Annotated in this window: 19 protein-coding genes and 4 tRNA genes; 8 read left to right on the forward strand and 15 right to left on the reverse strand. The window is 39.1% G+C overall.

From position 1 onward, the window contains the following. The first annotated feature begins 274 nt into the window (after window positions 1-274). From yfiR to yfiB, 3 genes are read left to right on the forward strand one after another with little or no spacing between them, the layout of a single operon-like run. Window positions 275-778, forward strand: a complete 504-nt coding sequence (gene yfiR, locus AC1M9I_RS13340) for a regulatory sequestration protein YfiR (RefSeq protein WP_092768549.1) — start codon at window positions 275-277, stop codon at window positions 776-778. A gap of 5 nt (window positions 779-783) precedes the next feature. Then, window positions 784-2,001 carry a diguanylate cyclase DgcN/YfiN gene (gene dgcN, locus AC1M9I_RS13345; RefSeq protein ID WP_481595097.1) on the forward strand — a complete coding sequence of 406 codons (1,218 nt, stop codon included), beginning with the start codon at window positions 784-786 and terminating at the stop codon, window positions 1,999-2,001. Window positions 2,002-2,025: 24 nt separating this feature from the next. Further along, window positions 2,026-2,505, forward strand: coding sequence for an outer membrane lipoprotein YfiB (gene yfiB, locus AC1M9I_RS13350; RefSeq protein WP_035267906.1), 480 nt, complete (start codon window positions 2,026-2,028; stop codon window positions 2,503-2,505). A gap of 110 nt (window positions 2,506-2,615) precedes the next feature. Here yfiB and AC1M9I_RS13355 read toward each other — a convergent pair. The 8 genes from AC1M9I_RS13355 to secA form a co-directional block, all read right to left on the reverse strand. Next, window positions 2,616-2,692, reverse strand: a tRNA-Pro gene (locus tag AC1M9I_RS13355). Window positions 2,693-2,709: 17 nt separating this feature from the next. Continuing rightward, a tRNA-His gene (locus AC1M9I_RS13360) sits at window positions 2,710-2,785 on the reverse strand. Between the two features lie 37 nt (window positions 2,786-2,822). Next, a tRNA-Arg gene (locus tag AC1M9I_RS13365) sits at window positions 2,823-2,899 on the reverse strand. Between the two features lie 47 nt (window positions 2,900-2,946). Beyond that, window positions 2,947-3,023, reverse strand: a tRNA-Pro gene (locus tag AC1M9I_RS13370). Window positions 3,024-3,179: 156 nt separating this feature from the next. Beyond that, window positions 3,180-4,247: a quinolinate synthase NadA gene (gene nadA / locus AC1M9I_RS13375; RefSeq protein WP_481595113.1), complete on the reverse strand. Its 1,068-nt coding sequence runs from the start codon at window positions 4,245-4,247 to the stop codon at window positions 3,180-3,182. Window positions 4,248-4,361: 114 nt separating this feature from the next. Then, complete coding sequence (gene argJ, locus AC1M9I_RS13380; RefSeq protein WP_035267912.1) at window positions 4,362-5,582, reverse strand: bifunctional glutamate N-acetyltransferase/amino-acid acetyltransferase ArgJ; 1,221 nt, start codon at window positions 5,580-5,582, stop codon at window positions 4,362-4,364. Window positions 5,583-5,752: 170 nt separating this feature from the next. After that, entirely contained in the window at window positions 5,753-6,103 is a 351-nt protein-coding gene (locus AC1M9I_RS13385; protein WP_092768561.1) for a hypothetical protein, read from the reverse strand. A gap of 134 nt (window positions 6,104-6,237) precedes the next feature. Beyond that, window positions 6,238-8,952: a preprotein translocase subunit SecA gene (gene secA, locus AC1M9I_RS13390; protein WP_092768537.1), complete on the reverse strand. Its 2,715-nt coding sequence runs from the start codon at window positions 8,950-8,952 to the stop codon at window positions 6,238-6,240. A gap of 330 nt (window positions 8,953-9,282) precedes the next feature. On the opposite strand from secA, the gene AC1M9I_RS13395 reads away from it, so the two are divergent. Next, complete coding sequence (locus AC1M9I_RS13395; RefSeq protein ID WP_481611151.1) at window positions 9,283-9,924, forward strand: peroxiredoxin; 642 nt, start codon at window positions 9,283-9,285, stop codon at window positions 9,922-9,924. Between the two features lie 144 nt (window positions 9,925-10,068). Here the strand turns inward: AC1M9I_RS13395 and AC1M9I_RS13400 are convergent, their stop codons facing one another. From AC1M9I_RS13400 to trpA, 4 genes are read right to left on the reverse strand one after another with little or no spacing between them, the layout of a single operon-like run. Beyond that, the gene (locus AC1M9I_RS13400) at window positions 10,069-11,031 is read right to left on the reverse strand and encodes an SPOR domain-containing protein (RefSeq protein ID WP_481587984.1); all 963 of its coding nucleotides are present in this window, start codon (window positions 11,029-11,031) and stop codon (window positions 10,069-10,071) included. After that, a complete protein-coding gene (gene folC / locus AC1M9I_RS13405; RefSeq protein WP_092768531.1) occupies window positions 11,018-12,307 on the reverse strand; it encodes a bifunctional tetrahydrofolate synthase/dihydrofolate synthase in 1,290 nt (429 codons plus the stop codon). Before folC ends, AC1M9I_RS13400 begins: the two co-directional genes overlap by 14 nt. Continuing rightward, window positions 12,304-13,200 carry an acetyl-CoA carboxylase, carboxyltransferase subunit beta gene (gene accD, locus AC1M9I_RS13410; protein WP_035267924.1) on the reverse strand — a complete coding sequence of 299 codons (897 nt, stop codon included), beginning with the start codon at window positions 13,198-13,200 and terminating at the stop codon, window positions 12,304-12,306. The genes folC and accD overlap by 4 nt, the downstream gene beginning before the upstream one ends. After that, window positions 13,197-14,000, reverse strand: a complete 804-nt coding sequence (gene trpA, locus AC1M9I_RS13415) for a tryptophan synthase subunit alpha (protein WP_481594021.1) — start codon at window positions 13,998-14,000, stop codon at window positions 13,197-13,199. The genes accD and trpA overlap by 4 nt, the downstream gene beginning before the upstream one ends. Before the next feature lie 351 nt (window positions 14,001-14,351). Here trpA and AC1M9I_RS13420 point away from each other — a divergent pair, with 351 nt between their 5' ends. Beyond that, window positions 14,352-15,689: a Na+/H+ antiporter NhaC family protein gene (locus tag AC1M9I_RS13420; RefSeq protein ID WP_481594020.1), complete on the forward strand. Its 1,338-nt coding sequence runs from the start codon at window positions 14,352-14,354 to the stop codon at window positions 15,687-15,689. A 63-nt stretch (window positions 15,690-15,752) separates the two neighbouring features. On the opposite strand, the gene AC1M9I_RS13425 is transcribed toward AC1M9I_RS13420, so the two are convergent. Beyond that, window positions 15,753-16,808, reverse strand: coding sequence for an AraC family transcriptional regulator (locus AC1M9I_RS13425; protein WP_481587987.1), 1,056 nt, complete (start codon window positions 16,806-16,808; stop codon window positions 15,753-15,755). Window positions 16,809-16,949: 141 nt separating this feature from the next. Between AC1M9I_RS13425 and AC1M9I_RS13430 the strand changes: the two genes are divergently transcribed. Then, on the forward strand, window positions 16,950-17,825 hold the full coding sequence (locus AC1M9I_RS13430) for a metal-dependent hydrolase (RefSeq protein WP_481594019.1): 876 nt from the start codon (window positions 16,950-16,952) through the stop codon (window positions 17,823-17,825). A 158-nt stretch (window positions 17,826-17,983) separates the two neighbouring features. Then, a complete protein-coding gene (locus AC1M9I_RS13435; RefSeq protein ID WP_481594018.1) occupies window positions 17,984-18,853 on the forward strand; it encodes a metal-dependent hydrolase in 870 nt (289 codons plus the stop codon). Window positions 18,854-18,907: 54 nt separating this feature from the next. Here AC1M9I_RS13435 and AC1M9I_RS13440 read toward each other — a convergent pair whose 3' ends face one another. Together AC1M9I_RS13440 and AC1M9I_RS13445 are read right to left on the reverse strand one after the other, a co-directional pair. Beyond that, window positions 18,908-19,903 (reverse strand): DUF2804 domain-containing protein, encoded by a 996-nt coding sequence (locus AC1M9I_RS13440; RefSeq protein WP_481595099.1) that lies wholly within the window; start codon window positions 19,901-19,903, stop codon window positions 18,908-18,910. Window positions 19,904-20,034: 131 nt separating this feature from the next. After that, the gene (locus tag AC1M9I_RS13445) at window positions 20,035-21,153 is read right to left on the reverse strand and encodes a CaiB/BaiF CoA transferase family protein (RefSeq protein WP_481595100.1); all 1,119 of its coding nucleotides are present in this window, start codon (window positions 21,151-21,153) and stop codon (window positions 20,035-20,037) included. A 210-nt stretch (window positions 21,154-21,363) separates the two neighbouring features. Between AC1M9I_RS13445 and AC1M9I_RS13450 the strand changes: the two genes are divergently transcribed. Then, window positions 21,364-22,374, forward strand: coding sequence for an AraC family transcriptional regulator (locus tag AC1M9I_RS13450; protein WP_092768523.1), 1,011 nt, complete (start codon window positions 21,364-21,366; stop codon window positions 22,372-22,374). Window positions 22,375-22,500 lie beyond the last annotated feature (126 nt).

A 22,500-nucleotide genomic window follows, 5' to 3' on the forward strand; every position in this document is an offset into this window, starting at 1 on the left:
CCTAGATCCAACCTATTCAGCTAAATCCTTGTTTTTCAACAAGTTTTAATCAACATCACCGCCGATGGATGTGCATTCTACAGCATTCCTCTCCCAATGCAACCTCTTTTTTAAATATTTTAGTATTTTTTTAAATTATGAGTATTGAGTGGGTATTTAATAATCAAATTCACATCATTCAGTATGATATCGATAAAAAATCGAACACTTTAACTTTATTAAAATTAGATTAGAATAGTCTCTATTATTTAACTGACTAGAACTATGTTACTAAATGGCTATATTTAAAATCAAAAAAGCCGTATTGATCTCCCTACTGCTTTTGATGTGCAGCTTTAGCCATGCCAATTCCAACCAGAACATTTATCAAATGACTCTATCTATTTTGAGCTATGCCAAAATTTCATCTCCACAACCAGATTTATGTCTAATTGATAACACTGTGGCATTAGCAGAGTTTAATCAAATAATTCTAAAGCAAAATTCAAAGATCAAAGCACAAAATATTCATGATTACGAATTAAACAAGACCAATTGTGATGTTATATTTTTCTCTAAATCTTCTCCAACAGTCGAACAAAAGCTCATCGGAGAATCACTAAAGAAATCAATTCTCTCATTTTCAACAAATAATGAAGATTGCGAGGTTGGAAGTGTTTTCTGTCTCTATAGCAATAAAGCAGGTATTACAAAATTTAAAGTCAATTTAGACAGTCTTGCAAAAACCAAAATCCACGTTGATCCTCGTGTATTACTTCTTGCACAGAACATGGAGTAATTCAGATGATTGATAAATTTTTTGGATTAACTTCACTCCAATCACTATTTAGAAGATCACAATTTTTAATTTTTGCGATTACTTTTTTGATCTGCACTTTAATTTTTGCAACGATTTCAATTTTTACGGTGAAATCATACGCCAATCAAAACTTAACCTTAGTGAGTCGCACAATTGCGGAACGCATTCAACCTGCTCTTGTTTTCCAAGATAAATACACTTTAGACAATATTTTACACGAGTACACACAACAACACTCAATTCGCCTTATCCAAGTATTGGATAGCAATAAAGTTAAAATCACTGAAAGCAGCAAACTGATAGATCGCCATTCAGAACTTCAAACTTGGTTTGATGGATTATTTTTTTCTAAGCCGATTCAAATTGAAGTTACCCACAATGGACAATTGGTCGGTGAGCTTCATCTATTCGGCAGTTCTCAAGATATCATTTTATTCATTATCAAGATTTGCTTAGCCTTGATTTTAGGTATGCTTTTTATGATTTTCGCCTTATGGTGGTCGGTTAATGCAACCTATCGTCATATTATGAATTCTATATCACCAATTATTCATACAGCACAATTAGTGAGTCAACAAAAAGCATATAATCTCCGCTTTCCAAAAAATGATATTCAAGAATTTCATCATCTAAACTCAGTATTTAATCAACTATTAGAAGAAATTCAATCTTGGCACAATCAGTTACAGTCTGAAAATACTCAGCTTAATTATCAAGTACAACATGATGAATTAACACAATTACCAAACCGACATTACTTTTATAAAGTTTTGTGTAGCCTTTTCGATCAGCCTGATAAACGTGAAAATACTGTTTTGATTTTTATAGATAACAATAAATTTAAGTCTATTAACGATCAATATGGTCATTTAGTAGGGGATGAAGTGTTGAAAGAGATGGCTAAACGATTAAAACAAAACACTCGTCAAAATGATTTTGTCGCAAGATTAAGCGGTGATGAATTTGCAATTATCCTAAGTCCTGTCAGTCAGGTGGATCACTTAATTTCGATCGCCGAAAATCTTATAAAATGTTCTGATGAACCCTTAAAATATGACGGACAATCAATTCATTTTAGTTTTAGTCTTGGTATTGCTTTGGCTAAAGAAGCTCATAACCCAGAGGACTTAATTTCTCAAGCAGACCAAGCGATGTACAAAGCGAAGAATCTAAAACATCATTGGCACATATTTCAACAATAGAGTTTTTACTGAGGATTAATACCTATGCTCAATCGTAGTTTCAAACTTTTTATCATGAGCATTCTTTGTATAGGATTAAGTGCATGCTTGGGTATGGGATCTTTAAGCTATAAACAAGTAAAAATGTTAAAACAACAAGGTTTCGTACTCACAGAGGAAGGTTGGAGTTTGGGACTACCCGAACGACTTCTTTTCGATTTCGATCAGGCTGAAATCTCTAAAAAAAATCGTGAACAGATTCAACATCTCGCAGCACAACTACAAAAGTACAATTTAAAGAAAGTCCGTATCGTCGGTCATACCGATCTTATTGGCAATCCAGATTATAATTTTAAACTTTCTGAAAGCCGTGCCCGAAGCGTAAGCACTATTTTTATTGAGGAGGGTTTTAACCCAGCTCATATCCAAACCATTGGTCGCGGTTCAACCCAACCTATTAATACTGCAAATACTGACGCTGCCCATGCAGAAAATAGACGCGTTGCTGTTATTATCGTGCCTTAAACACTCAACAAAAAAAGATCCTGATAGGATCTTTTTTTAACAGCAAAAATCAGACATAAAAAAACCGCTTAACGCGGTATCTTTTATCTGACCATTTATAATGAAATAAATGGTCGGAGCAGTAGGATTCGAACCTACGACCCCCTGGTCCCAAACCAGGTGCACTACCAGGCTGTGCTATACTCCGATTACATCGGTTTGTGTTGGGGTGAATGACGGGATTCGAACCCGCGACAACCGGAATCACAATCCGGGGCTCTACCAACTGAGCTACATCCACCATCACAAAATTTGGTTCTATAAAATCAAGCGACCAATGGCGCGCCTGACAGGATTCGAACCTGTGACCATCCGCTTAGAAGGCGGATGCTCTATCCAACTGAGCTACAGGCGCATTACCCATGATTGCGAGATCATTGGAAAACCTTTGCCTTGAAGAATTGGTCGGAGCAGTAGGATTCGAACCTACGACCCCCTGGTCCCAAACCAGGTGCACTACCAGGCTGTGCTATACTCCGATTCATCTCAGCTTTTGTACCGTTCAACTTATCGTTTGATGTATCGTTCGGTACGGTGTGCATTCTAGGCGTGACGCTGGATAACGTCAACACCTATCTTCAAAAAAATTCAAAAAAACACTTCAAATGTATATTTATCAAGCATTTTGACTAATATTAACGCTTTAATGACGCACTAAAGTTTAACATTCGATCTAATGGTAATTTAGCGCGCTCTGCTAAAGCGGGATCAACATACACTTCCTGATCACCATGTCGTAAAACATGCAAAATGCCATCCAATTCATTCATTGCCATCCATGGACAATGTGCACAAGAACGACAAGTCGCTCCCTCACCTGCCGTAGGAGCCTCAATCAAAGTCTTATTCGGCACCATTTGCTGCATCTTATAAAAAATACCGCGATCGGTCGCAACAATCATTGTTTCATGCGGTAGTTCTTTTGCAGCCTTAATCAATTGCGAAGTACTTCCTACTGCATCAGCAACATCAATCACCGATTCTGGAGATTCAGGATGGACTAAAACTGCAGCATCAGGATAGATGGCTTTCATCTGAGCGATGCCACGTGCTCTAAATTCTTCATGTACGATACAAGAACCATCCCAGAGCAACATATCCGCTCCAGTTTTCTTTTGAATGTAACGTCCTAAATGCTGATCAGGTGCCCAAATAATTTTTTCACCTAAACTATCTAAATGCTCAATAATTTCGACAGCACAACTGGATGTTACCACCCAATCTGCACGTGCTTTTACCGCAGCTGAGGTATTTGCATAAACCACAACAGTATGATTAGGATGAGCATCACAGAACTTGCTAAACTCATCTACAGGACAACCTAGATCGAGTGAACAAGTTGCCTCTAAAGTAGGCATTAAAATGGTTTTGTTAGGTGATAAAATTTTAGAAGTTTCACCCATAAACTTCACACCAGCCACAACGAGTGTTGTCGCATCATGGTCACGCCCAAAACGTGCCATTTCAAGTGAATCTGAAACACAACCACCAGTCAGCTCCGCAAGCTCCTGTACGACTGGATCACAATAATAATGAGCAACCAATACCGCATTACGCTTTTCCAATTCAGCTTGGATTTCAGCAAATTTTTGCTGCTTTAACTCTGGTGTTAAATCTTGATTGTTAGATTCATCAATCAGGTCTAAATGAGCTTGAACAATTGCTTTCGCATCATTTGCAATTAAATTGGTTGCATCATTCATTATTTGCATCTCTATCCATAGCGCTTATAAATATAAGCAATTACACACAGATTGGATTTGACCAATCATTAAAATTTGATAAATAAAAAGCCTCAACAGGGAGGCTTAATTTATTTAAGAACGATAATCTGCGTTGATCTTGACATAATCATATGACAAATCACAGGTGTAAACCGTATCTTTGGCAGAACCACGGCCCAAATCAACGCGAATAGTAATTTCTGATTGATTCATCACTTTAGCACCAGCCTCTTCTGTGTAATCTGCCGCTGCACCACCATCTTTACAGATCTGGACATCATCTAACCATACTTGGATTTTGTCGACATTTAAATCTTGGACCCCAGCATAACCAATTGCAGCCAAGATACGCCCCCAGTTAGGGTCAGAAGCAAAGAACGCTGTTTTTACCAAAGGTGAATGTGCAATGCTGTAAGCGATATCACAACACTCTTGCGTATTTGCACCACCTTCAACTGAAACAGTTATAAATTTGGTTGCACCTTCACCATCTCGAACGATTAACTGAGCCAAGCGCTTCATGACACGTGTAAGTACATCTAAAACAACAGAGTAACGAGCATCTTCTTTAGATGTAATTTCAGCACCACCTGCTTGACCAGTTGCTGCAAAAATACAAGAGTCATTAGTAGATGTATCACCATCAATCGTGATGCGATTAAATGATTGTTCAACCGTGGTTTTTAATAGTTTTTGAACCAATTCACGAGCAATAGGCGCGTCTGTCGCTACGAAAGACAACATTGTTGCCATATTAGGACGGATCATTCCTGCACCTTTTGAAATCCCCGTCATTGTATAAACAACCCCGTCAATTTCAAATTGTTCAGAAGCACCCTTAGGTAAAGTATCCGTCGTCATAATACCTGATGCTGCCTGAGGCCATACATCATCTTCAAGACTCTCAAATGCTGGTTTTAACCCAGCAATCAAACGCTCCATGGGTAATTGTTCACCAATTACGCCTGTTGAGAATGGCAAAACTTCGTTCTCATTTACACCAGCAATTTTGGCAAATTCAGCACAAGTGTCCTTTGCATTTTTCAAACCTGTAGGACCAGTACCTGCATTCGCATTGCCTGTATTAATTACAAGGTAACGTGGATTTGTTTGAGACAAATGCAGTTTTGAAATATGTACTGGCGCTGCGCAAAAAGCATTTTGGGTAAATACACCTGCAACTTGAGTGCCTTGTGCAAATTCAAATACAACCAAGTCACGTCGATTTGGGTAACGTACATACGCTTCTGCTGAGCCAATTCTTACACCCTTTACCACATGCATTTGTGGCATTGATACGTCACCCACCGCCATTTTTGATTGTCCGAATTAAAAAAAATGATGGCTAAGCTTATTAGAAATTAGAAAAAAAATCGAGTGAATAAGGCATTAGGGTTGATTGAAATTGAATGATTTGAAATAAATCTCGATCCCTAAAAACAATAAAGCCAGTCAAAGACTGGCTTTAGTACGAAATTCTAAAATTAATTAGATACAGTTTGTTCTAATAAAGCTTGTTTTGCTTTTTCTTGACTTGAACTTGAAAGAGCTGGATTTGATGCAACAATACGATTTGCTGTAGCTGGTGTTGCAGGTGCTATTGCAGCTGTTTGAAGAATAATTGGTCGACCAGCCGTATTACCAAGTGTATAACGAATACCAGTGCGTGGACTTATCACCGTTGTGGAGTCATTTTTAACTTCAGTTTGTGCTTGAGTAACACCCGCAGCTGCTTGAACTTTCGCTAGAGGTACAGTTTTTGTATCAGTATTGGCAAATGCAAAAGCTGGTAAAGCAAAAACTGCAAATAAAGCCGGTTTTAGTATTTTTTTCATTGTCGCTTCCATATATTCAATCATGCAAAATTAAATAGCATTAACTGAGAAAATTGGCAATGCTTATTCACATGAACTGACCAAGCACTATAATAAAATAAAAAAAGCAGAACCTAAGTTCTGCTTCATGAAATTTAGATTTTACCGTGACACTGCTTGTATTTTAAACCAGAACCACATGGACAAGGTGCATTACGGCTTTGAGGTGGCGTAATCTCAACTTCATTCTGATCCAATTCTTGAGTATTAACTGTTTGCTCACCTGTTAAACCATCAACTTCAGCATGAGAAAGTGAAAGTTGCATCGCTTCAGCTTGAGCTTGCTGCTGTGCTTCCATTTCTGCCAGCTCTTCAGGCGTTGGTAATCGCACCAATGAAAGATCTGTCACAACATCAGACTTAATGACAGCTAACATATTTACAAACAGATTAAATGCTTCTTTCTTATATTCCTGCTCAGGATTCTTTTGCGCATAACCGCGTAAATGAATACCTTGACGTAAATAATCCATCGCTGCTAAATGATCTTTCCAGTGGCGATCTAAAGAACTTAACATAAAGTTTCGTTCTAACACTGCTGCAGATTCAGCCCCCATTTGTTCACGACGCGCACGATAGCGTTGTAAAACCTCATCAGTAATACGACGTGCTAATGCTTCTTCATCTAATCGACGATCTTGATCCAACCATTGCTGCACAGGAAGATCAATATTAAAGTCTGAGCGTAATGCAGATTCAAGACCTGGGACATCCCACTGATCATGAATTGATTCAGGTGGGATATACGTTTCAATCACCCCTTTCATCACTTCTTCATGCATTGACTCGATGTATTCTTGCAATGTACTTTCTGCCAGAATTTCATCACGCTGTGAGTATATAATTTTACGTTGTTCATTATTTACATCATCATACTTCAACAGGTTCTTACGAATATCGAAGTTACGTGCTTCAACCTTACGTTGGGCGTTTTCAATCGAACGAGACACCATTTTATGTTCAATGGCTTCATTTTCTTGCAGACCCATTGCACGCATCATTGCGACGACACGATCACCTGCAAAGATACGCATCAAATCATCTTCTAACGATAAGAAGAAACGCGAAACACCTGGATCACCTTGACGACCTGAACGACCACGTAATTGGTTATCAATACGACGAGATTCATGACGTTCAGAACCAATAATGTGTAAACCACCAGAATTCAGCACCAGTTGGTTATTTTGTTCCCATTCTGCTTTTAAACGTGCTTCATCTTCAGGAGTTGGATTTTCAATTTTCGCCAGTTTCGCTTTCCAGTTACCACCGAGCAAGATATCCGTACCACGCCCTGCCATGTTGGTCGCAATAGTCACGGCACGTGGAGAGCCAGCTTGTGCAATAATATCCGCTTCACGCTCATGCTGTTTGGCATTCAGCACTTCGTGTGCGATACCCGCTTCTTTCAGTTTATCCGATAAGATTTCAGAAGCTTCAATTGTTGCCGTACCAATCAAAATCGGTGCAACACCAGCTTCATGAATTTTCTTAATTTCTTCAATAATCGCATTGTATTTACCATTACGATTCAAATAAATTAAGTCATTCAGATCTTTACGAATCATTGGACGATGGGTTGGAATCAACACCACATCTAAGCCATAAATTTCTTTCATTTCAGCAGCTTCAGTATCTGCTGTACCTGTCATACCTGAAAGTTTACGGTATAAACGGAAATAGTTTTGGAATGTGGTCGTTGCAAGCGTTTGGTTTTCAGGTTGAATCTCTAAACCTTCTTTTGCTTCTACCGCTTGATGCAAACCTTCAGACCAACGACGACCAGGCATCGTACGACCTGTATTTTCATCGACAATAATCACTTCACCGTCATGGACGATATAATGCACGTTACGATGATACAAGTAATGTGCACGAATAGAAGCTGTGACATGATGAACAAGATTTAAGTTGGCTGCAGAATATAGACTTTCACCCTCTGCCAATAAACCCATCGCAATAAGTTCACTTTCAATGGCTTCAAAACCAGCTTCTGTAATTTCGACTGAACGTTGTTTTTCATCGATCCAGAAGTGTCCACCATCTGCAACTTTTTCTTCTTTTTGAGCATGTAACTTTGGCGGAATCGCATTCATTGCCGCGTAAAGTTGTGAGGAATCTTCGCTTTGACCCGAAATAATAAGTGGAGTACGTGCTTCGTCAATTAAGATTGAGTCAACCTCATCGATAATCGCATAGGCAAGACCACGTTGTTTTTTCTCGGCTAATGAGAACACCATATTGTCACGAAGATAGTCGAAACCAAATTCGTTGTTTGTACCGTAGGTAATGTCTGCTCGATAAGCTTCTGCTTTTTCGACAGGATTCTGCATGGAGTAAATCACCCCAACAGATAATCCCAAAAATTCATAAAGTGGACGGTTTAACTCAGCATCACGTTGCGCCAGATAATCATTGACAGTAATAACGTGAACACCTTGTTCACTAATTGCATTTAAATATACAGCCAAAGTACCCATTAGGGTTTTACCTTCACCTGTACGCATTTCTGCAATTTTACCTTCATGTAGGGTAATACCACCAATCAACTGTACGTCATAATGACGCATACCCATAATACGCTTACCAGCTTCACGACATACCGCGAAAGCTTCTGGTAACAAGCGATCAAGACTTTCGCCGTTTTTATAACGTTGTTTGAATTCTTCTGTTTTTGCAGATAAGTCTGCATCACTTAACACAGATATCGTCGGCTCGAGCGCATTGATCTTCTCGACAATTTTACGCATACGCTTCAATTCGCGCTCGTTTTTAGTACCGAAGATTCCTCCGATCAGACTTGCCAACATATAGACTCTCTAAAACTTACTTATCAAAATGATTTTTCTCAAACGTTATTATGGTGCTAGAAATTTGAAGTACAAGGGTTTTAAACAAATGCAATCAAAAAATTTCTGGATTATTTTCCATGACGCATGAGCAACGGCGAGTTAATGTAGCAAATTTGATCAGAAATATATATCGTTCAAATTCAAATTTATGAACGTTTATTCGCCTCCAGAGAGTGAAACAAATCTGTTTTTTTCATAACCAAATAAAAAAACACTATTTTTAATTATAAATAGTTTCCGCCATATTAATTTCAGCACATTAAGGTTTTGATAAGAATAGAGGTATATATGGCATTACGTTTAGGTGACACCACTCCAGACTTTGAACAGCAATCAAGTGAAAGAGTAATTAATTTTTATGATTTTCTAGGAGATCATTGGGGAGTTTTATTTTCACACCCTGCCGACTACACTCCCGTATGTACGACGGAATTAGGTTTTACAGCAAAACTAAAAGACGAGTTTGAAAAACGTAATGTTAAAGCGATTGCTCTCTCTGTAGATGATGTTGAATCACATCATGGTTGGATTAAAGATATCAATGAAACTCAATCTACCACGGTAAATTTCCCAATCATTGCTGATCAGGATCGTAAAGTTTCGACTTTATATGATTTCATCCATCCCAATGCCAGCGAGACCCTAACCGTCCGATCTCTTGTGATCATTGATCCAAATAAAAAAGTACGCTTGATTATTACGTATCCAGCGTCAACTGGTCGCAATTTCCATGAAATTTTACGTGTTATAGATTCATTACAGTTAACAGATAACTATAAAGTGGCAACCCCTGCAAACTGGCAGCATGGTGAAGATGTTGTGATTGTTCCCTCTATTAAAGACGAAAATGAAATTCAACAACGCTTCCCTAAAGGGTACAAGGCAGTGACACCTTATCTACGTTTAACACCTCAACCTGATCTTGATTAATTTTGACGAGCCATCAAGTTTCAGCGTTCAGCCTATCCTCAGATAGGCTTTTTTTTTGATTATGGCTTATATTCTTTAACATATTAATTTAAAAAAGGATTCAAATTATAGTTTGAATCCTTTTTTCTAAAACAAAGCAAGAAACTATTGACGCTTATCCAGTGGTACCCAATCAATCACCCATGCTGATTTCATATTTAAACTTGCATCACTGTTAATTTTCTTACGTAACGCATCTGCCGAATCACGATCTTTAGATGGACCAACCATAATTCGAATACCTTTCGACGTTGGACTCTTCGTTACCTTATATCCTTTGGCACGAAGCTTAGCCGCAAGCGCATCTGCATTCGCCTCATTCGCAGCCAATGCCACTTGAACCATCCATTGACGATCTCCATTTTCCAGCAGATCACGAGCTTTTTCTGCCTCAGCTTTTTTCTTCGCTTCTTCAGCAGCTTTGCGTTTTTTCTCTTCTGCAGCTTTTTTATCAGCTTCAGCTTTCTTCTTCGCCTCTTCTGCTTTACGTTTTTCCTCAGCAGCTTTTTGCTCTGCTGCTTTCTTTTCAGCTGCACGTTTTTCTGCTTCGGCTTTACGCTTTTGTTCTTCTGAGGATTTCGCCTGTTGTTCTTTTTGCTCAGCTAAACGCTTCTGTTCAGCTATGCGTTTTTCTTCAGCCAAACGCTTTTGCTTTTCAGCTTCATCCTCAACCAATTCAGGAGGAATATTGTCTGAACTTTGCTGAGCAGCGTTTCGACGAGCATTCATTGCAGCATATTCTTCAGCAGCGCGACGTGCGGCTTCAGCTTCGGCCTCTTGTTGCATTCTTAAATATTCAGCAGCACGAGCCTCTTGCTCTGCCACAGCTTTCTCACGAGCACGTCGTTGCTCTTCAAGTAAACGCTTTTCAGTTTCCACATCAACTGTGAGAGGTTGAAGTTGTACTGCTTCAGGTTCATTCTTTTTTTGTTGAACAGCTTCAACCGGTTGTTCAACATTATTTTGGTGGATCTCTTCTTTGCCTTTTAGAAGTAATGCTGCCAATAAAACACCACCACCCAATAAAACAACACCACCCATCCAGCGTTGTTTGTTATTCATTGACATTCTCTAAATACTCCCAGACCGCTTCTAAGGTATGAAACGAACCACACACCAAAATCAGCTGATTATTTTTTGTTTCTTCAAGTGCTGATTTAAATGCGACCTGTACATTTGAATACTGTTGTACTGTCTCACCTTGAAGCGCTGACTCTAATTGTTGTAATGGTGCTGCACGAGGCACATCCATCGGCGCAATTTTCCACATAAATACCGTGTTTTTCAATAAATTAACGACTGAATCTATATCTTTATCCGCTAACATCGAAAACACAGCGATAACTTCTGTGTACTGTTTATTGTATTCTAAATAATTTCGCAATTGCTTTAACAAAAATTCTACACCATGCGGATTATGTCCCGCATCGAAAATCACTGTTTTTCCTGCGATTTCCCTTATTTCAAATCGACCTGGTAAATGTGCTTGAATAATGCCCTGCTCTAGTGCAGTTTGAGAAATTTTCAATCCACTGACCAATAATGCAGCCACGGCAGTTGAAACATTATCTAGGGCCAACTGACCACATGGTAATTTTAAGGTCAGTGCTGAACTTGAAAATGTCCAAGTTTTACCATCACCATTTGCTTGATAAAAATAATCCTGATTTAGACATGACAGCGTCGCATTACATGCAATGACTTTATCCTGAATTGATGTTGGAAGTATTTGTTGCCCACCAAAAATGACTGGAATATCTGGACGAATAATACCCGCTTTCTCAAAAGCAATTTTTTCAATGGTGTCACCCAGCCAATCTGTGTGATCCAATCCAATATTGGTAATGACCGCAACATTTGGATTAACGACATTCACAACATCCAAACGTCCCCCAAGTCCAACTTCCAATACCCAAACATCACATTTCTGTTGTTTGAAGATGACAAAAGCTGCAAGGGTTGTTGCTTCAAAAAAAGATAAACTTAAATCACATTCACGTCGTGCTTGATCAACTTGAACAAATGCTTCGATCAGAAGCTCATCTGAAACTTCCTGACCTGCGAGTTTTACACGCTCATTGAAACGATAGATATGCGGAGATTGATACAAACCGACTTGATATCCTTGAGCATTCAGAATAGAAGCTAAGGTTGTGGTTGTTGAACCCTTACCATTCGTACCAGCGACAGTAATGACTTTCGCTTGCGGGTGTGTAACGCCCAATTTTTCAGCCACAGGAATGACGCGTTCAAGCCCTAAATCAATTCCTGTAACGTGAACATGGCTCCAATAATCGAGCCATGTTTGTAAATTATCTGTACTGAGTGGAGCAGTGAGGTTCAAGGCAAATTCATCAATTTCGCTACGATACGATAAACTGTATCACGTAATGCGTGACGATGAACAATTTGATCGACTACACCATGATCAAGCAAGAATTCAGCACGTTGAAACGGCTCTTCTAACTTTTCGCGTACAGTCTGTTCAATGACACGTTTACCAGCGAAACCAATCATTGCTTTAGGCTCAGCGATATGCACATCACCCAACATGGCTAAAGATGCGGTCACACCACCATATACTGGATGAGTTAATACAACAATGTACGGAATACGAGCATCTTTCATTTTTTGAATCGCAGCTGATGTACGTGCCATTTGCATTAAAGATAACATTCCTTCTTGCATACGAGCACCACCAGAGGCAGCAAAACAAATCATTGGCTGTTTGGTTTCAATCGCACGCTCTGCTGCTTGTACAAATCGATCACCAACTACAGTACCCATCGAACCGCCCATGAAATCAAATTCAAATGCACAAGCGATTAAAGATAAACCTTTGATTTGTCCTTCCATCACCACGAGTGCTTCAGTTTCGCCAGTTTTCTCTTGTGCTTCTTTCATACGCACAGGATAAGCTTTGCTATCCACAAACTTGAGTGGGTCTTTTGCAACAAACTCTTGACCTAATTCTTTTGCGGTTTGATCAAAGAACCAATTTAAACGGTCACGTGCTTTCATTTTTAAATGCTCATCACATTGAGGACAAACATAAGCATTGAAAGACATCGCCGTACGAGTCACCAGAGCATGACATTCTGGACATTCAATCGTAGGCTCAGTAAACGTCGCTTTTAACGATTGCTGTTGATCAGGGATTTGAATACCTGGTACTGAACGATCTGTCCAAGGTGTTGCAGGTGCTAAAGTTTTCCCTGATTTAACTTCTTGATTCATACTAACTCATCGAGCGCTGCTCGAAGCTCCTTGACTTTATTGACCGCCTGTTCAACTGCTTGATCAGGAGTTGTCTGTGCAAATGGTTTAACAAAAGCACTACCAACAATGACCGCATCCGCTGCGCTTCCGATTGCTTTTGCAGAGGCTGCATCACTAATACCAAAACCTACACCAACAGGTACATCCGTCATCGACTTAATTTTTTCGATGCGTTGAGCAGCTTCATTCACATCTAAAGTCGCTGCACCTGTTACACCCTTCAAAGACACGTAATAAATAAAACCACTCGCATGATTAGCGACATGTTGAATACGTTGATCTGTAGATGTTGGCGCCAACAAGAAGATCTGATCCATATCAAACTTTTTCAAGACAACATCGAGCGCTTGTGCTTCTTCAGGTGGTAAGTCCACCAACAGAATACCGTCCACACCACAGTCATGAGCAGTTGATACAAATTTCTCATATCCAATGACTTCTACAGGATTCAAATAGCCCATCAACACCACTGGTGTATCTGTGTCCTTTTCACGGAATTGCTTGACCATTTCCAATGCATCCAATGTATTTGTACCGGCTGCCAATGCACGCTCAGCCGCAAGTGCAATCACTGGACCATCGGCCATTGGATCTGAAAATGGTAAGCCAAGTTCAATTACATCCACACCTGCTTCCACCATTTGATGTAACAAAGGAACCGTTACGTGTGGATGAGGGTCACCTGCCATGACATAAGAAACTAGAGCCTTACGCTGTTGAGATTTAAGCTGTGCAAATCGTGTGGCTAAACGTGACATAGGGATGTACTTTCCTTGAATTGTATAGAATTGAGGAGTTGGTTTTGTAAAATACAAGACGGCCCATTGTAACGCTATTTTTTACTCATTGAACAGAGTGTGATGAAAAGCACCAAACACTCTTTTCAGTTAAGTATTCCAAGTGCATATTTATCAATGTTTTGATTTTTTTAACAATGATCAAAAAGCTCGATTTTTTCTGTTTTTTCTAAATCATGAATATTTATATGAACTTATGTTTATTGATTAAAAATGTTTAAAAACAAATAGCTTAGCACTTACATTTTAACTTTTCTGAATTAGCCAAAGCTGTTCTATACTATACATGCTTACTCTTTTATTTCTTATGTTATGACCACAATCTCCCCAGGCAAAGCTTCTCCGCGAGCGCTTGCCCTTCTACCGCTTATTGTGTTTTTAGCCATTTTTTTGGGCAGCGGTATTTATCACACTCTGATTGGCACTGAGTTTGCCTTCTACCAAATTAAAGCACCCATTGCTGCTATCCCTGCCCTCATTCTTGCGGTATTACTTTATCGTGGCAAATTAAACACAGGTATAGATGAGTTTCTCCGTGGGGCAAGCCATCCTAATCTTATTTTAATGTTTATGGTCTTTATGCTGGCAGGTGCTTTTGCCAGTATTAGTAGCGCCATTGGTAGTGTTGATGCAACAGTACAATTAGGTTTATCTCTCATTCCTTCGGCTTTTGTCCTGCCAATGCTCTTTGTTATTTCAGCATTTATTGCTACCGCGATGGGAACCTCGATGGGTACTATCGCTGCTTGTGCACCGATCGCATTTGGCTTCACTCAAGTCACCGATATAAATCCTGTTGTTGCGATTGGTGCTGTGGTTGGAGGAGCCATGTTTGGTGATAACTTGTCTATGATTTCAGATACCACTATCGCTGCAACTCGTAGCCAACGTGTAGAACTAAAGGATAAATTTAAAGTCAATGTATGGATTGCAGTACCAGCAGCGCTTTTCACGATTTTGATTTATTTTGTGATGAGTCGTGATACGCAACAAATTTCTTTCAATGACTATAATTTTTGGCTGATTTTGCCTTATTTAGCCGTATTTACTTTGGCTTTTAGCCGATTACATGTGTTGGCTGTACTTATGCTGGGCATTGTTATGTCTGGACTCGTCGGTCTGATTCAAGCCCCTGACTTTAACCTACTTAAATTAAATAATGCGATTTACGATGGCTTTTTGGGCATGTTTGAAGTCGCATTGCTTTCAATGTTACTCGGTGGTATTTCAGCCATTATGCGAAAAGAAGGTGGCTTAGAGTGGCTAATACAACGCATTTATCAACTTACGCGTTTATTCAAAGTGGGAACGCAAAGAGCTGGTGAAATCGGAATCTGCCTTCTGGTAATCTTGTCTAATTTCTTTGTGGCAAATAATACGGTTGCCATTATTCTATCTGGCGATATGGCACGTGAAGTTGCTAAAGAATATGGTGTTGACCCAAAACGCTCGGCTGCTTTGTTGGATATTTTTTCTTGTGTTGTTCAAGGCTTAATTCCGTTTGGCGCACAATTATTATTGGCGTGTTCAATTGCAAAATTATCGCCAATGGAAATGATCCAAAACGTTTATTACTGTTGGATCTTAGCGGTGATTGCTATACTCTCCATTGCTTTTAGATATCCCAAAATACAGATGAATCAAATTTAGACTGGCATAAAAATAGAGTCTTTAAAGGTAAGCTAGATGCTTACCTTTTTTATTTTTCATGTTCTAACTTAGATTATGACGATGAATTGGACGTTGTTTAAGTTGTTTTTTAAACTGCAACAGCGTTATTCCATTATACATTTTAAATGCTCTAGCAAGCGCAGACTGATCTGAGTAACCGAGTTGCACGGCGATATCCGTTAACTCTAGCCCCTGATTTAATAGGCGCTCACATTGTGACATCCGTTCTTGCTCAAGTATGCGTTTAAATGATGTTCCGCGATCTTTTAATTGTCGTTGCAAAGTCCTCACCGACAAACATAATTCTGTCGCAATATCTTCAATCTTTGGCGCTTCGTGACGAATACGCAAATACTCAGCAATAATTAAGTGGAGTTGCCGATCAAGACTCGATTGCACGGGTTTTGATGCAATCGCCTCTTCCGCTTGTTGAACCAACAATTGCATAAGTGAAGGATCTGCTTGTTGGGGTTTTAGCTGCAACCCCTGCGTGCGAATTTGAAACTGATATTCAACTTGGCTGAACTCTACCTGACAACCATAGAACTTTTGATATTCATACAATGGTGCGATAGCTTCATGCGCCATGATCACTTTATACAGTGGAAAGGTATCGTGCACTAATATTTGCTTTGCCAATGAAACCATCATGGCATTCGTCAGCTCATTGATAAAATTATAGTCATCACAAATAAACGGCCAGCTTAAAATCAGTATTTCACCGTTCTGGTGAATCTGCATGGGTGTAATCTCTTCACCATCAATCACCAAGCGGCTAAATCTTAAAATATAGTTCAGTGCTTCCGCCACCGTCTCACTTCGTGTCGCCATATATCCAAGCACACCAAAATGCTCAGGTTTCACATATTGAGCCATTTCAAAAATATAATTGGCGCGATTCAAATAAACCTGCGTGAGAGAATTAAGTTTTAAGAAAAAAGAATAAGAGGATTGCATGGCAATCGGTGCTGCCAAAATCTTATTCAGCGTATCAACATCCTGATTTAATGCAGTCTTTATCTCTTTATCGAGCTGTTTCACTTGAATAAATGTTTGCCATAAATGGAAATATCCATTGGGTATTTGAATATCTTTCACGATGCACTATTCCTTTAGGCAAAATTGACTTTATTCATTTTCATTTGTCGTAAAATGTATAAAAAATGGCAAGTACTGTCAAAACAATCAGACCAATGCCATACATACTTAAACGATCTAAAGCGGATGAATGAAAATAAGATGAACGCATTGGTAAAATATCAGGTTGATCCTGTCGTACGCACGAATCTCAATTTCAAGCTCTCAGAAATTCCTCGTTTTTGGTTTGGTGGAGATCCATTCAAAACCCGTATGTTTGATGCATTGAGTCTAACTTTCCCAGACGGAGAGCGCTACTTCATTGAATCAGTTCGATTATTTAGAGATAAAATCAAAGACCCTGAATTACAAAAACGAGTCGCAGATTTTATTCGACAAGAAGCACAGCATGGAATTGCGCATGACAAGATGAATCAGGTCATGAAAGATCAAGGTATGCCTGTCGATCAATTTATTAAGGTTCTTAACAAAATTTTTAAATTCGAACTGACACGTCATTCACCTCAATACAATATTGCCATGACTGCTGCAGCCGAACACTTAACTGCATTAATGGCTGATACTTTTTATAGTCAAAAAGCAACCCTTGAAGATGCTCACCCCTATGTGCGCGCGCTTTTAGCATGGCATGCTATCGAAGAGATGGAGCATCGTGATGTGGCTTTTGATGTCATGAAACAAGTCGGTGATGTTCCAGAACTTACTCGACAATTTGCTTTGGCATTTACAACTTTCATGATGCTTGGATTTACAACTTATCGTGCCAATATCATGTTGAAGTATGACGGATTTAGTCGTTTAGACCGTTTCAAAATGACCGTCAAAGGACTTCCATGGTTTATCGGTCGAAATGGCATGTTAACGAGAATGAAAGGTCCATACCTAGATTGGTTTAAAAAAGACTTCCATCCAAGCCAACATCCTGTGATTGCCCAATATGATGTCTGGGTAAAAACATTAGCCGAGACCAATGATCCAATTCAAGCTGGTGAAGCATTCTGGCAAGCAGCTCGATAATATTCCTATTGCCGGCTGGATCATTTTTATTCAGATGATTTAGCCGACATTACTTACAGTTTTAATCTCCTTCTCTCTCTTCTTTTGTCCTGTAGAGATAATGACCTCAATGTGATTTTTTTACATACTTGTTCTTTCTGCATAAGTGATAAAATAAAATGAATGCAATTACCACATACCATCCAGTGATTCGTAAGCACCTTGATTTCCGACTCAACGAAGTACCACGATTTTGGTTTAACAACGATCCTTTTAAAACACGTGTATTTGATGCTTTGAGTTTGACATTTCCAGATGGAGAACGATATTTCATACAGTGTGTCCGACTATTTCAACCGCATATTCAAGATCCTGTCTTAGCCAAACGTGTGAAAGACTTTATTCAACAAGAAGCGCAACACGGTATTGCCCATGACAAAATGAATAAAATTTTAATTGAGCAAGGTATGCCGATTGAAAAATATATTCATCAAGTCAATCAACGTTTCAAACATGCGTTAAAAAGGTATCCTGATCGTTTTAATATTGCGATCACCGCTTCATGCGAACACTTAACCGCTTTAATGGCAACGACCTTTTTCAGTCATAAAAGTACGATGGCCCATGCACATCCTTTTGTCCGTGGTTTATTTGCATGGCATAGTATTGAAGAAATGGAACATCGCGATGTTGCTTATGATGTTATGATCGAGGTAGCGCAGACTTCAAACCTTACACGTTATACCGCCTTGGTTTTAGTTACGCTTATGATGTTTGGATTTACCATGCAAAGAACACATGGACTTCTCAAACAAGATGGTTTTACTCGAATTGAAAGGTTAAAAATGTTTGCTCAAGGCTTGAAATGGTTGCTTGGAAAAGATGGCATTTTAACGGCAAAAAAACGAGAATATTTAGACTGGTTTAAACCTGATTTTCACCCAAACCAACACCCTATTATTCATCAATACCAAGTTTGGGTTGATACGCTCGCTGAAACTCAAGATCCAATTCAAGCAGGTGAAGCTTTTTGGCAAGCTGCGATATAAAAAAGAATGTAAAAAAAGTCCGATCAATCGGACTTTTTTGTTGTTATGACGCCATTACCATTTAGCGTAATGTTGCTCTAATAGTCCATACTCTTGATTAAGCTCAATATGCTGACCATCATCTGAAATAATAAAACCCGTAATTTTAGATTGCCACTGACTGAACTGGCTGCCTACCATTCTAAGATTAAGATTTTCATAACGGCGCCAGCCTGTTTCAATGGTCAATTGTAATTTGTCATCCATAGATCGTATGGTCCACATCTGATCATTTTGCATTTCAAAAAGAACATCCGTCAACGCATAAAGGCGTCCATTAATCCACAAACAGTTTTCATTCCCAAAACTTTCATTCACGCCAGAGGCAAGATTCAAACCCACACGGTTTCCTTGCGCATCCCAAAAATTTGAAGATAGCCAAAACCAAGCCGTTTCAGGTCTTAGAAAACCGCAAGTATCATCAAGCGAAGCAAAAGTTCGTGAGTTAAATTCAATTTTTTCTTTTTGTTTATTAATGAAATACCCTTCAACGGCCAATGTAGTTAGTTTCTGAGTATAGGTCCAACCATTAATTCCAGTAGGACTGCACATCGACAAAGGATCTGTTCCAGCACAAAAGATACGTGCAGACAGTTTTTCTTCACCATGTTTGATCACTTTGATATAACGAACACCATTGGCATGTTGAATATCGAGTTGGATTTTTCCATGTTTAAAATGGCTATGATTAAATAGTGGCTGTTCATCTAGAACCGTACTGTGTGCCAATACATTAATCGCATTCCACTCGACGACTTGTCCGGTATTATGGTCATAAATATAGATAAAACCATGTCCCGCCCAAGCGATATCGACGATAGCCATCCCAATGCTGTAATGCTCATGTTGGATACTACAAAACTTAAATTTCTTATATTTAAGTTTTTTTCTCCACCCTTTGAGCACTTTGCCATATGGCGTTTTATAAATATATTTTGAAACAGAAATTGCGCTTGGCAATTCTGTAAAACGCCCATAGCGCGGTTGACCATTTACTTGAATTAAATCCATTGGGACTCAGCCTAATTTCATTCCATGACAATTATAGACTTTAGTCTAAAGTATTTCATTTACTGTGTGACAGCATAGACTAAAGAACCGATAAAGATCGGTTCTTTTTTCTCATATATTCAATACTTTGACTACCAGTTCCCTTCACCCAGTGTTTGGCCGATATAATGATACTGTGCCTTGGATCTTGAAAATTTAATTGGACAAGCCAACTGTTTTTCTACCTCATTTGCATCTATCCTTAGAGGTACATCTACTGTCCAAGCACGTTGTTGAGCCAAATCTGACGTCAGAGCTTCATCTAGATTTAACACAGGTTCTACACATACGTCTAATTCAGAAAATGTTTTACGCCATACATCAAAACTTTTTTCCCTGATTTTATCAGCGATCGCAGCCTTGACTGCTTTTCGATCTTCAACATCAAATGAAGTTCCTTTTTCCAATAAGATAGGCAGTTCTAATATAGTTGCCAGACCTGTCATAAATTGAGGTTCTAGACTCCCAATTGAGATATAGCGCCCGTCTTGCGTTTGATAATAGTCATAAAATGTTCCCCCATTCAGATGTTCATTTTCAGGGTATTGATTCTGTCCACCTGCAAGTACAGCTGCCGCAGCCATATTGTTTAAGGTCACCGCACAATCCGTCATAGAGATATCAATATATTGACCTAAACCACTCCGTTGCCTTTCAATCACGGCTGTTAAAATGCCGATCACTGCGTGTAAAGAACCGCCTGCGACATCAGCAATTTGAATCCCCATAGGTGGTGGTCCACTTTCCTGCCGACCTGAATGCCCAGCAATCCCTGAGAGCGATACATAGTTAATGTCATGTCCCGCTTTATCTTTATAAGGACCTGTTTGCCCATATCCTGTTATTGAACAATAAATCAGACGTGGGTTTATTTCAGATAAAGTTTGATAGTCGAGTCCTAAACGTCGCATCACTTCAGGACGGAACTGCTCAATCACGATATCGTATTCTGAAATTTTTGATTTAATGAGTTCAATACTCTGACTATCTTTTAAATCTAGAGCAATCGACTGCTTGTTGCGATTCAAATAACTGTGCGCCGTGGCTTGACCATTTGCATAAGGTGGCAACATTCTGACAAGGTCTGGTCGATTTGGTGACTCTATATGGACCACCTCTGCCCCTAGATCTGCTAAGTACAAGGTCGCAAAGGGTCCGGGTAATAATGTGGAAAAATCTAAAACTTTCAATCCCTTTAATGCAGCTGTCATTGTTATTTTCACCAAGAATATGTTGATTTTTCACCCATAATAGAAATATAAAACAAGATTAACAATGTCATGTTCAGCCATTTACCTTGATCATTTCGGCAATTTATGATGTAAAAGAGCAATTACTCTAGTGATAATTGCCAATTAAATTATTTTTTGTGTCATTTAGGTCAAGTAGCAGTGAACATCAAAGAGACTGAAGGATTTAACATGAGTCGCGATACGATAAGTATCCATTTTGTGAATGCAGCCCTGACTGGGGTAAAACGTCTAGGGATGGATGTTGACACTTTACTTTCACATGTCGGCATTGAAGCTGAACTACTCCGCCAACCTAAAGCACGTATTTCTCCTGAGCAGTACACACGCTTTGTTAAAATGCTGTGGATGGTCACCCAAGATGAACACGTTGGTTTTGATATCCAGCCACGTCGCTTAGGGACCTTTGCGATCATGTGTCAATTGATCATACATGCCAAAACTTTAGGTGATGCGCTTGAGTTATCATCACAGTTCTATAAGTTATTCGGTGATGAGTGGTCTGTGACTTTAGAGCGCGATAAACATGAAGCACGCTTAGTTCCACTCATTCCAAAAACAATGGATCCTGACCATTTCATTACTGAAAGTATGCTCATGATCTGGCATGGTTTGGCATCGTGGCTTATTGAGCGTCGTATCCCGTTAGAGCGTGTGCATTTTTCTTATCCACGCCCACAACATGCAGATGAATATGATGCGTTATTTTTTGCGCCAGTGATCCAATTTGATTCAGCTCGTACTGAAATCACATTTGCTGCAGACTACTTAGACCTTCCAATTCGCCAAGATGAAAACACCTTGGAAGAGTTTCTAAAAGGTGCTCCAGCGAAACTGTTGGTGAAATTCAAGAATACCAATTCACTCACATCACGTATTCGCGAAGTATTGAAGAGCCAAATTGGTGAAGAAATGCCAACATTAAATGATGTTGCAGCCATGCTCTATTTATCACCACAGACGCTTCGCCGTCGCTTAGCTGCTGAAGGTAAGAGCTATCAAGGTGTGAAAGATGCTTTGCGTCGAGACGCCGCAATTCACTTACTGTTAAACCCATCTTTAACTTTAGAAGATGTGGCACAACAAGTCGGCTTTAGTGAAACCAGTACCTTCCACCGAGCATTTAAGAAGTGGACAGGGGTAACACCAGGACTGTATCGTCAATTACATGGTTATCATTAATTTATTCAAACATAAAAAAAGTCTGACATTGTTCAGGCTTTTTTTTACATATGGATTTAAGTGCTTATTTATTTTGCAAAAATATTCAAGTTGAAATTAAACTATTCGGAATATTTAAAGGAATAA

It is taken from the genome of Acinetobacter sp. ANC_7553 (genome assembly GCF_056779895.1).

Excerpts from the sequence above, each read along its gene's own strand:
- yfiR (WP_092768549.1), top strand. The coding sequence starts at position 275 with ATGGCTATATTTAAAATCAAAAAAGCCGTATTGATCTCCCTACTGCTT.
- dgcN (WP_481595097.1), top strand. The coding sequence starts at position 784 with ATGATTGATAAATTTTTTGGATTAACTTCACTCCAATCACTATTTAGA.
- yfiB (WP_035267906.1), top strand. The coding sequence starts at position 2,026 with ATGCTCAATCGTAGTTTCAAACTTTTTATCATGAGCATTCTTTGTATA.
- nadA (WP_481595113.1), bottom strand. The coding sequence starts at position 4,247 with ATGAATGATGCAACCAATTTAATTGCAAATGATGCGAAAGCAATTGTT.
- argJ (WP_035267912.1), bottom strand. The coding sequence starts at position 5,582 with ATGGCGGTGGGTGACGTATCAATGCCACAAATGCATGTGGTAAAGGGT.
- AC1M9I_RS13385 (WP_092768561.1), bottom strand. The coding sequence starts at position 6,103 with ATGAAAAAAATACTAAAACCGGCTTTATTTGCAGTTTTTGCTTTACCA.
- secA (WP_092768537.1), bottom strand. The coding sequence starts at position 8,952 with ATGTTGGCAAGTCTGATCGGAGGAATCTTCGGTACTAAAAACGAGCGC.
- AC1M9I_RS13395 (WP_481611151.1), top strand. The coding sequence starts at position 9,283 with ATGGCATTACGTTTAGGTGACACCACTCCAGACTTTGAACAGCAATCA.
- AC1M9I_RS13400 (WP_481587984.1), bottom strand. The coding sequence starts at position 11,031 with ATGTCAATGAATAACAAACAACGCTGGATGGGTGGTGTTGTTTTATTG.
- accD (WP_035267924.1), bottom strand. The coding sequence starts at position 13,200 with ATGAATCAAGAAGTTAAATCAGGGAAAACTTTAGCACCTGCAACACCT.
- trpA (WP_481594021.1), bottom strand. The coding sequence starts at position 14,000 with ATGTCACGTTTAGCCACACGATTTGCACAGCTTAAATCTCAACAGCGT.
- AC1M9I_RS13420 (WP_481594020.1), top strand. The coding sequence starts at position 14,352 with ATGACCACAATCTCCCCAGGCAAAGCTTCTCCGCGAGCGCTTGCCCTT.
- AC1M9I_RS13430 (WP_481594019.1), top strand. The coding sequence starts at position 16,950 with ATGAACGCATTGGTAAAATATCAGGTTGATCCTGTCGTACGCACGAAT.
- AC1M9I_RS13435 (WP_481594018.1), top strand. The coding sequence starts at position 17,984 with ATGAATGCAATTACCACATACCATCCAGTGATTCGTAAGCACCTTGAT.
- AC1M9I_RS13440 (WP_481595099.1), bottom strand. The coding sequence starts at position 19,903 with ATGGATTTAATTCAAGTAAATGGTCAACCGCGCTATGGGCGTTTTACA.
- AC1M9I_RS13445 (WP_481595100.1), bottom strand. The coding sequence starts at position 21,153 with ATGACAGCTGCATTAAAGGGATTGAAAGTTTTAGATTTTTCCACATTA.
- AC1M9I_RS13450 (WP_092768523.1), top strand. The coding sequence starts at position 21,364 with ATGAGTCGCGATACGATAAGTATCCATTTTGTGAATGCAGCCCTGACT.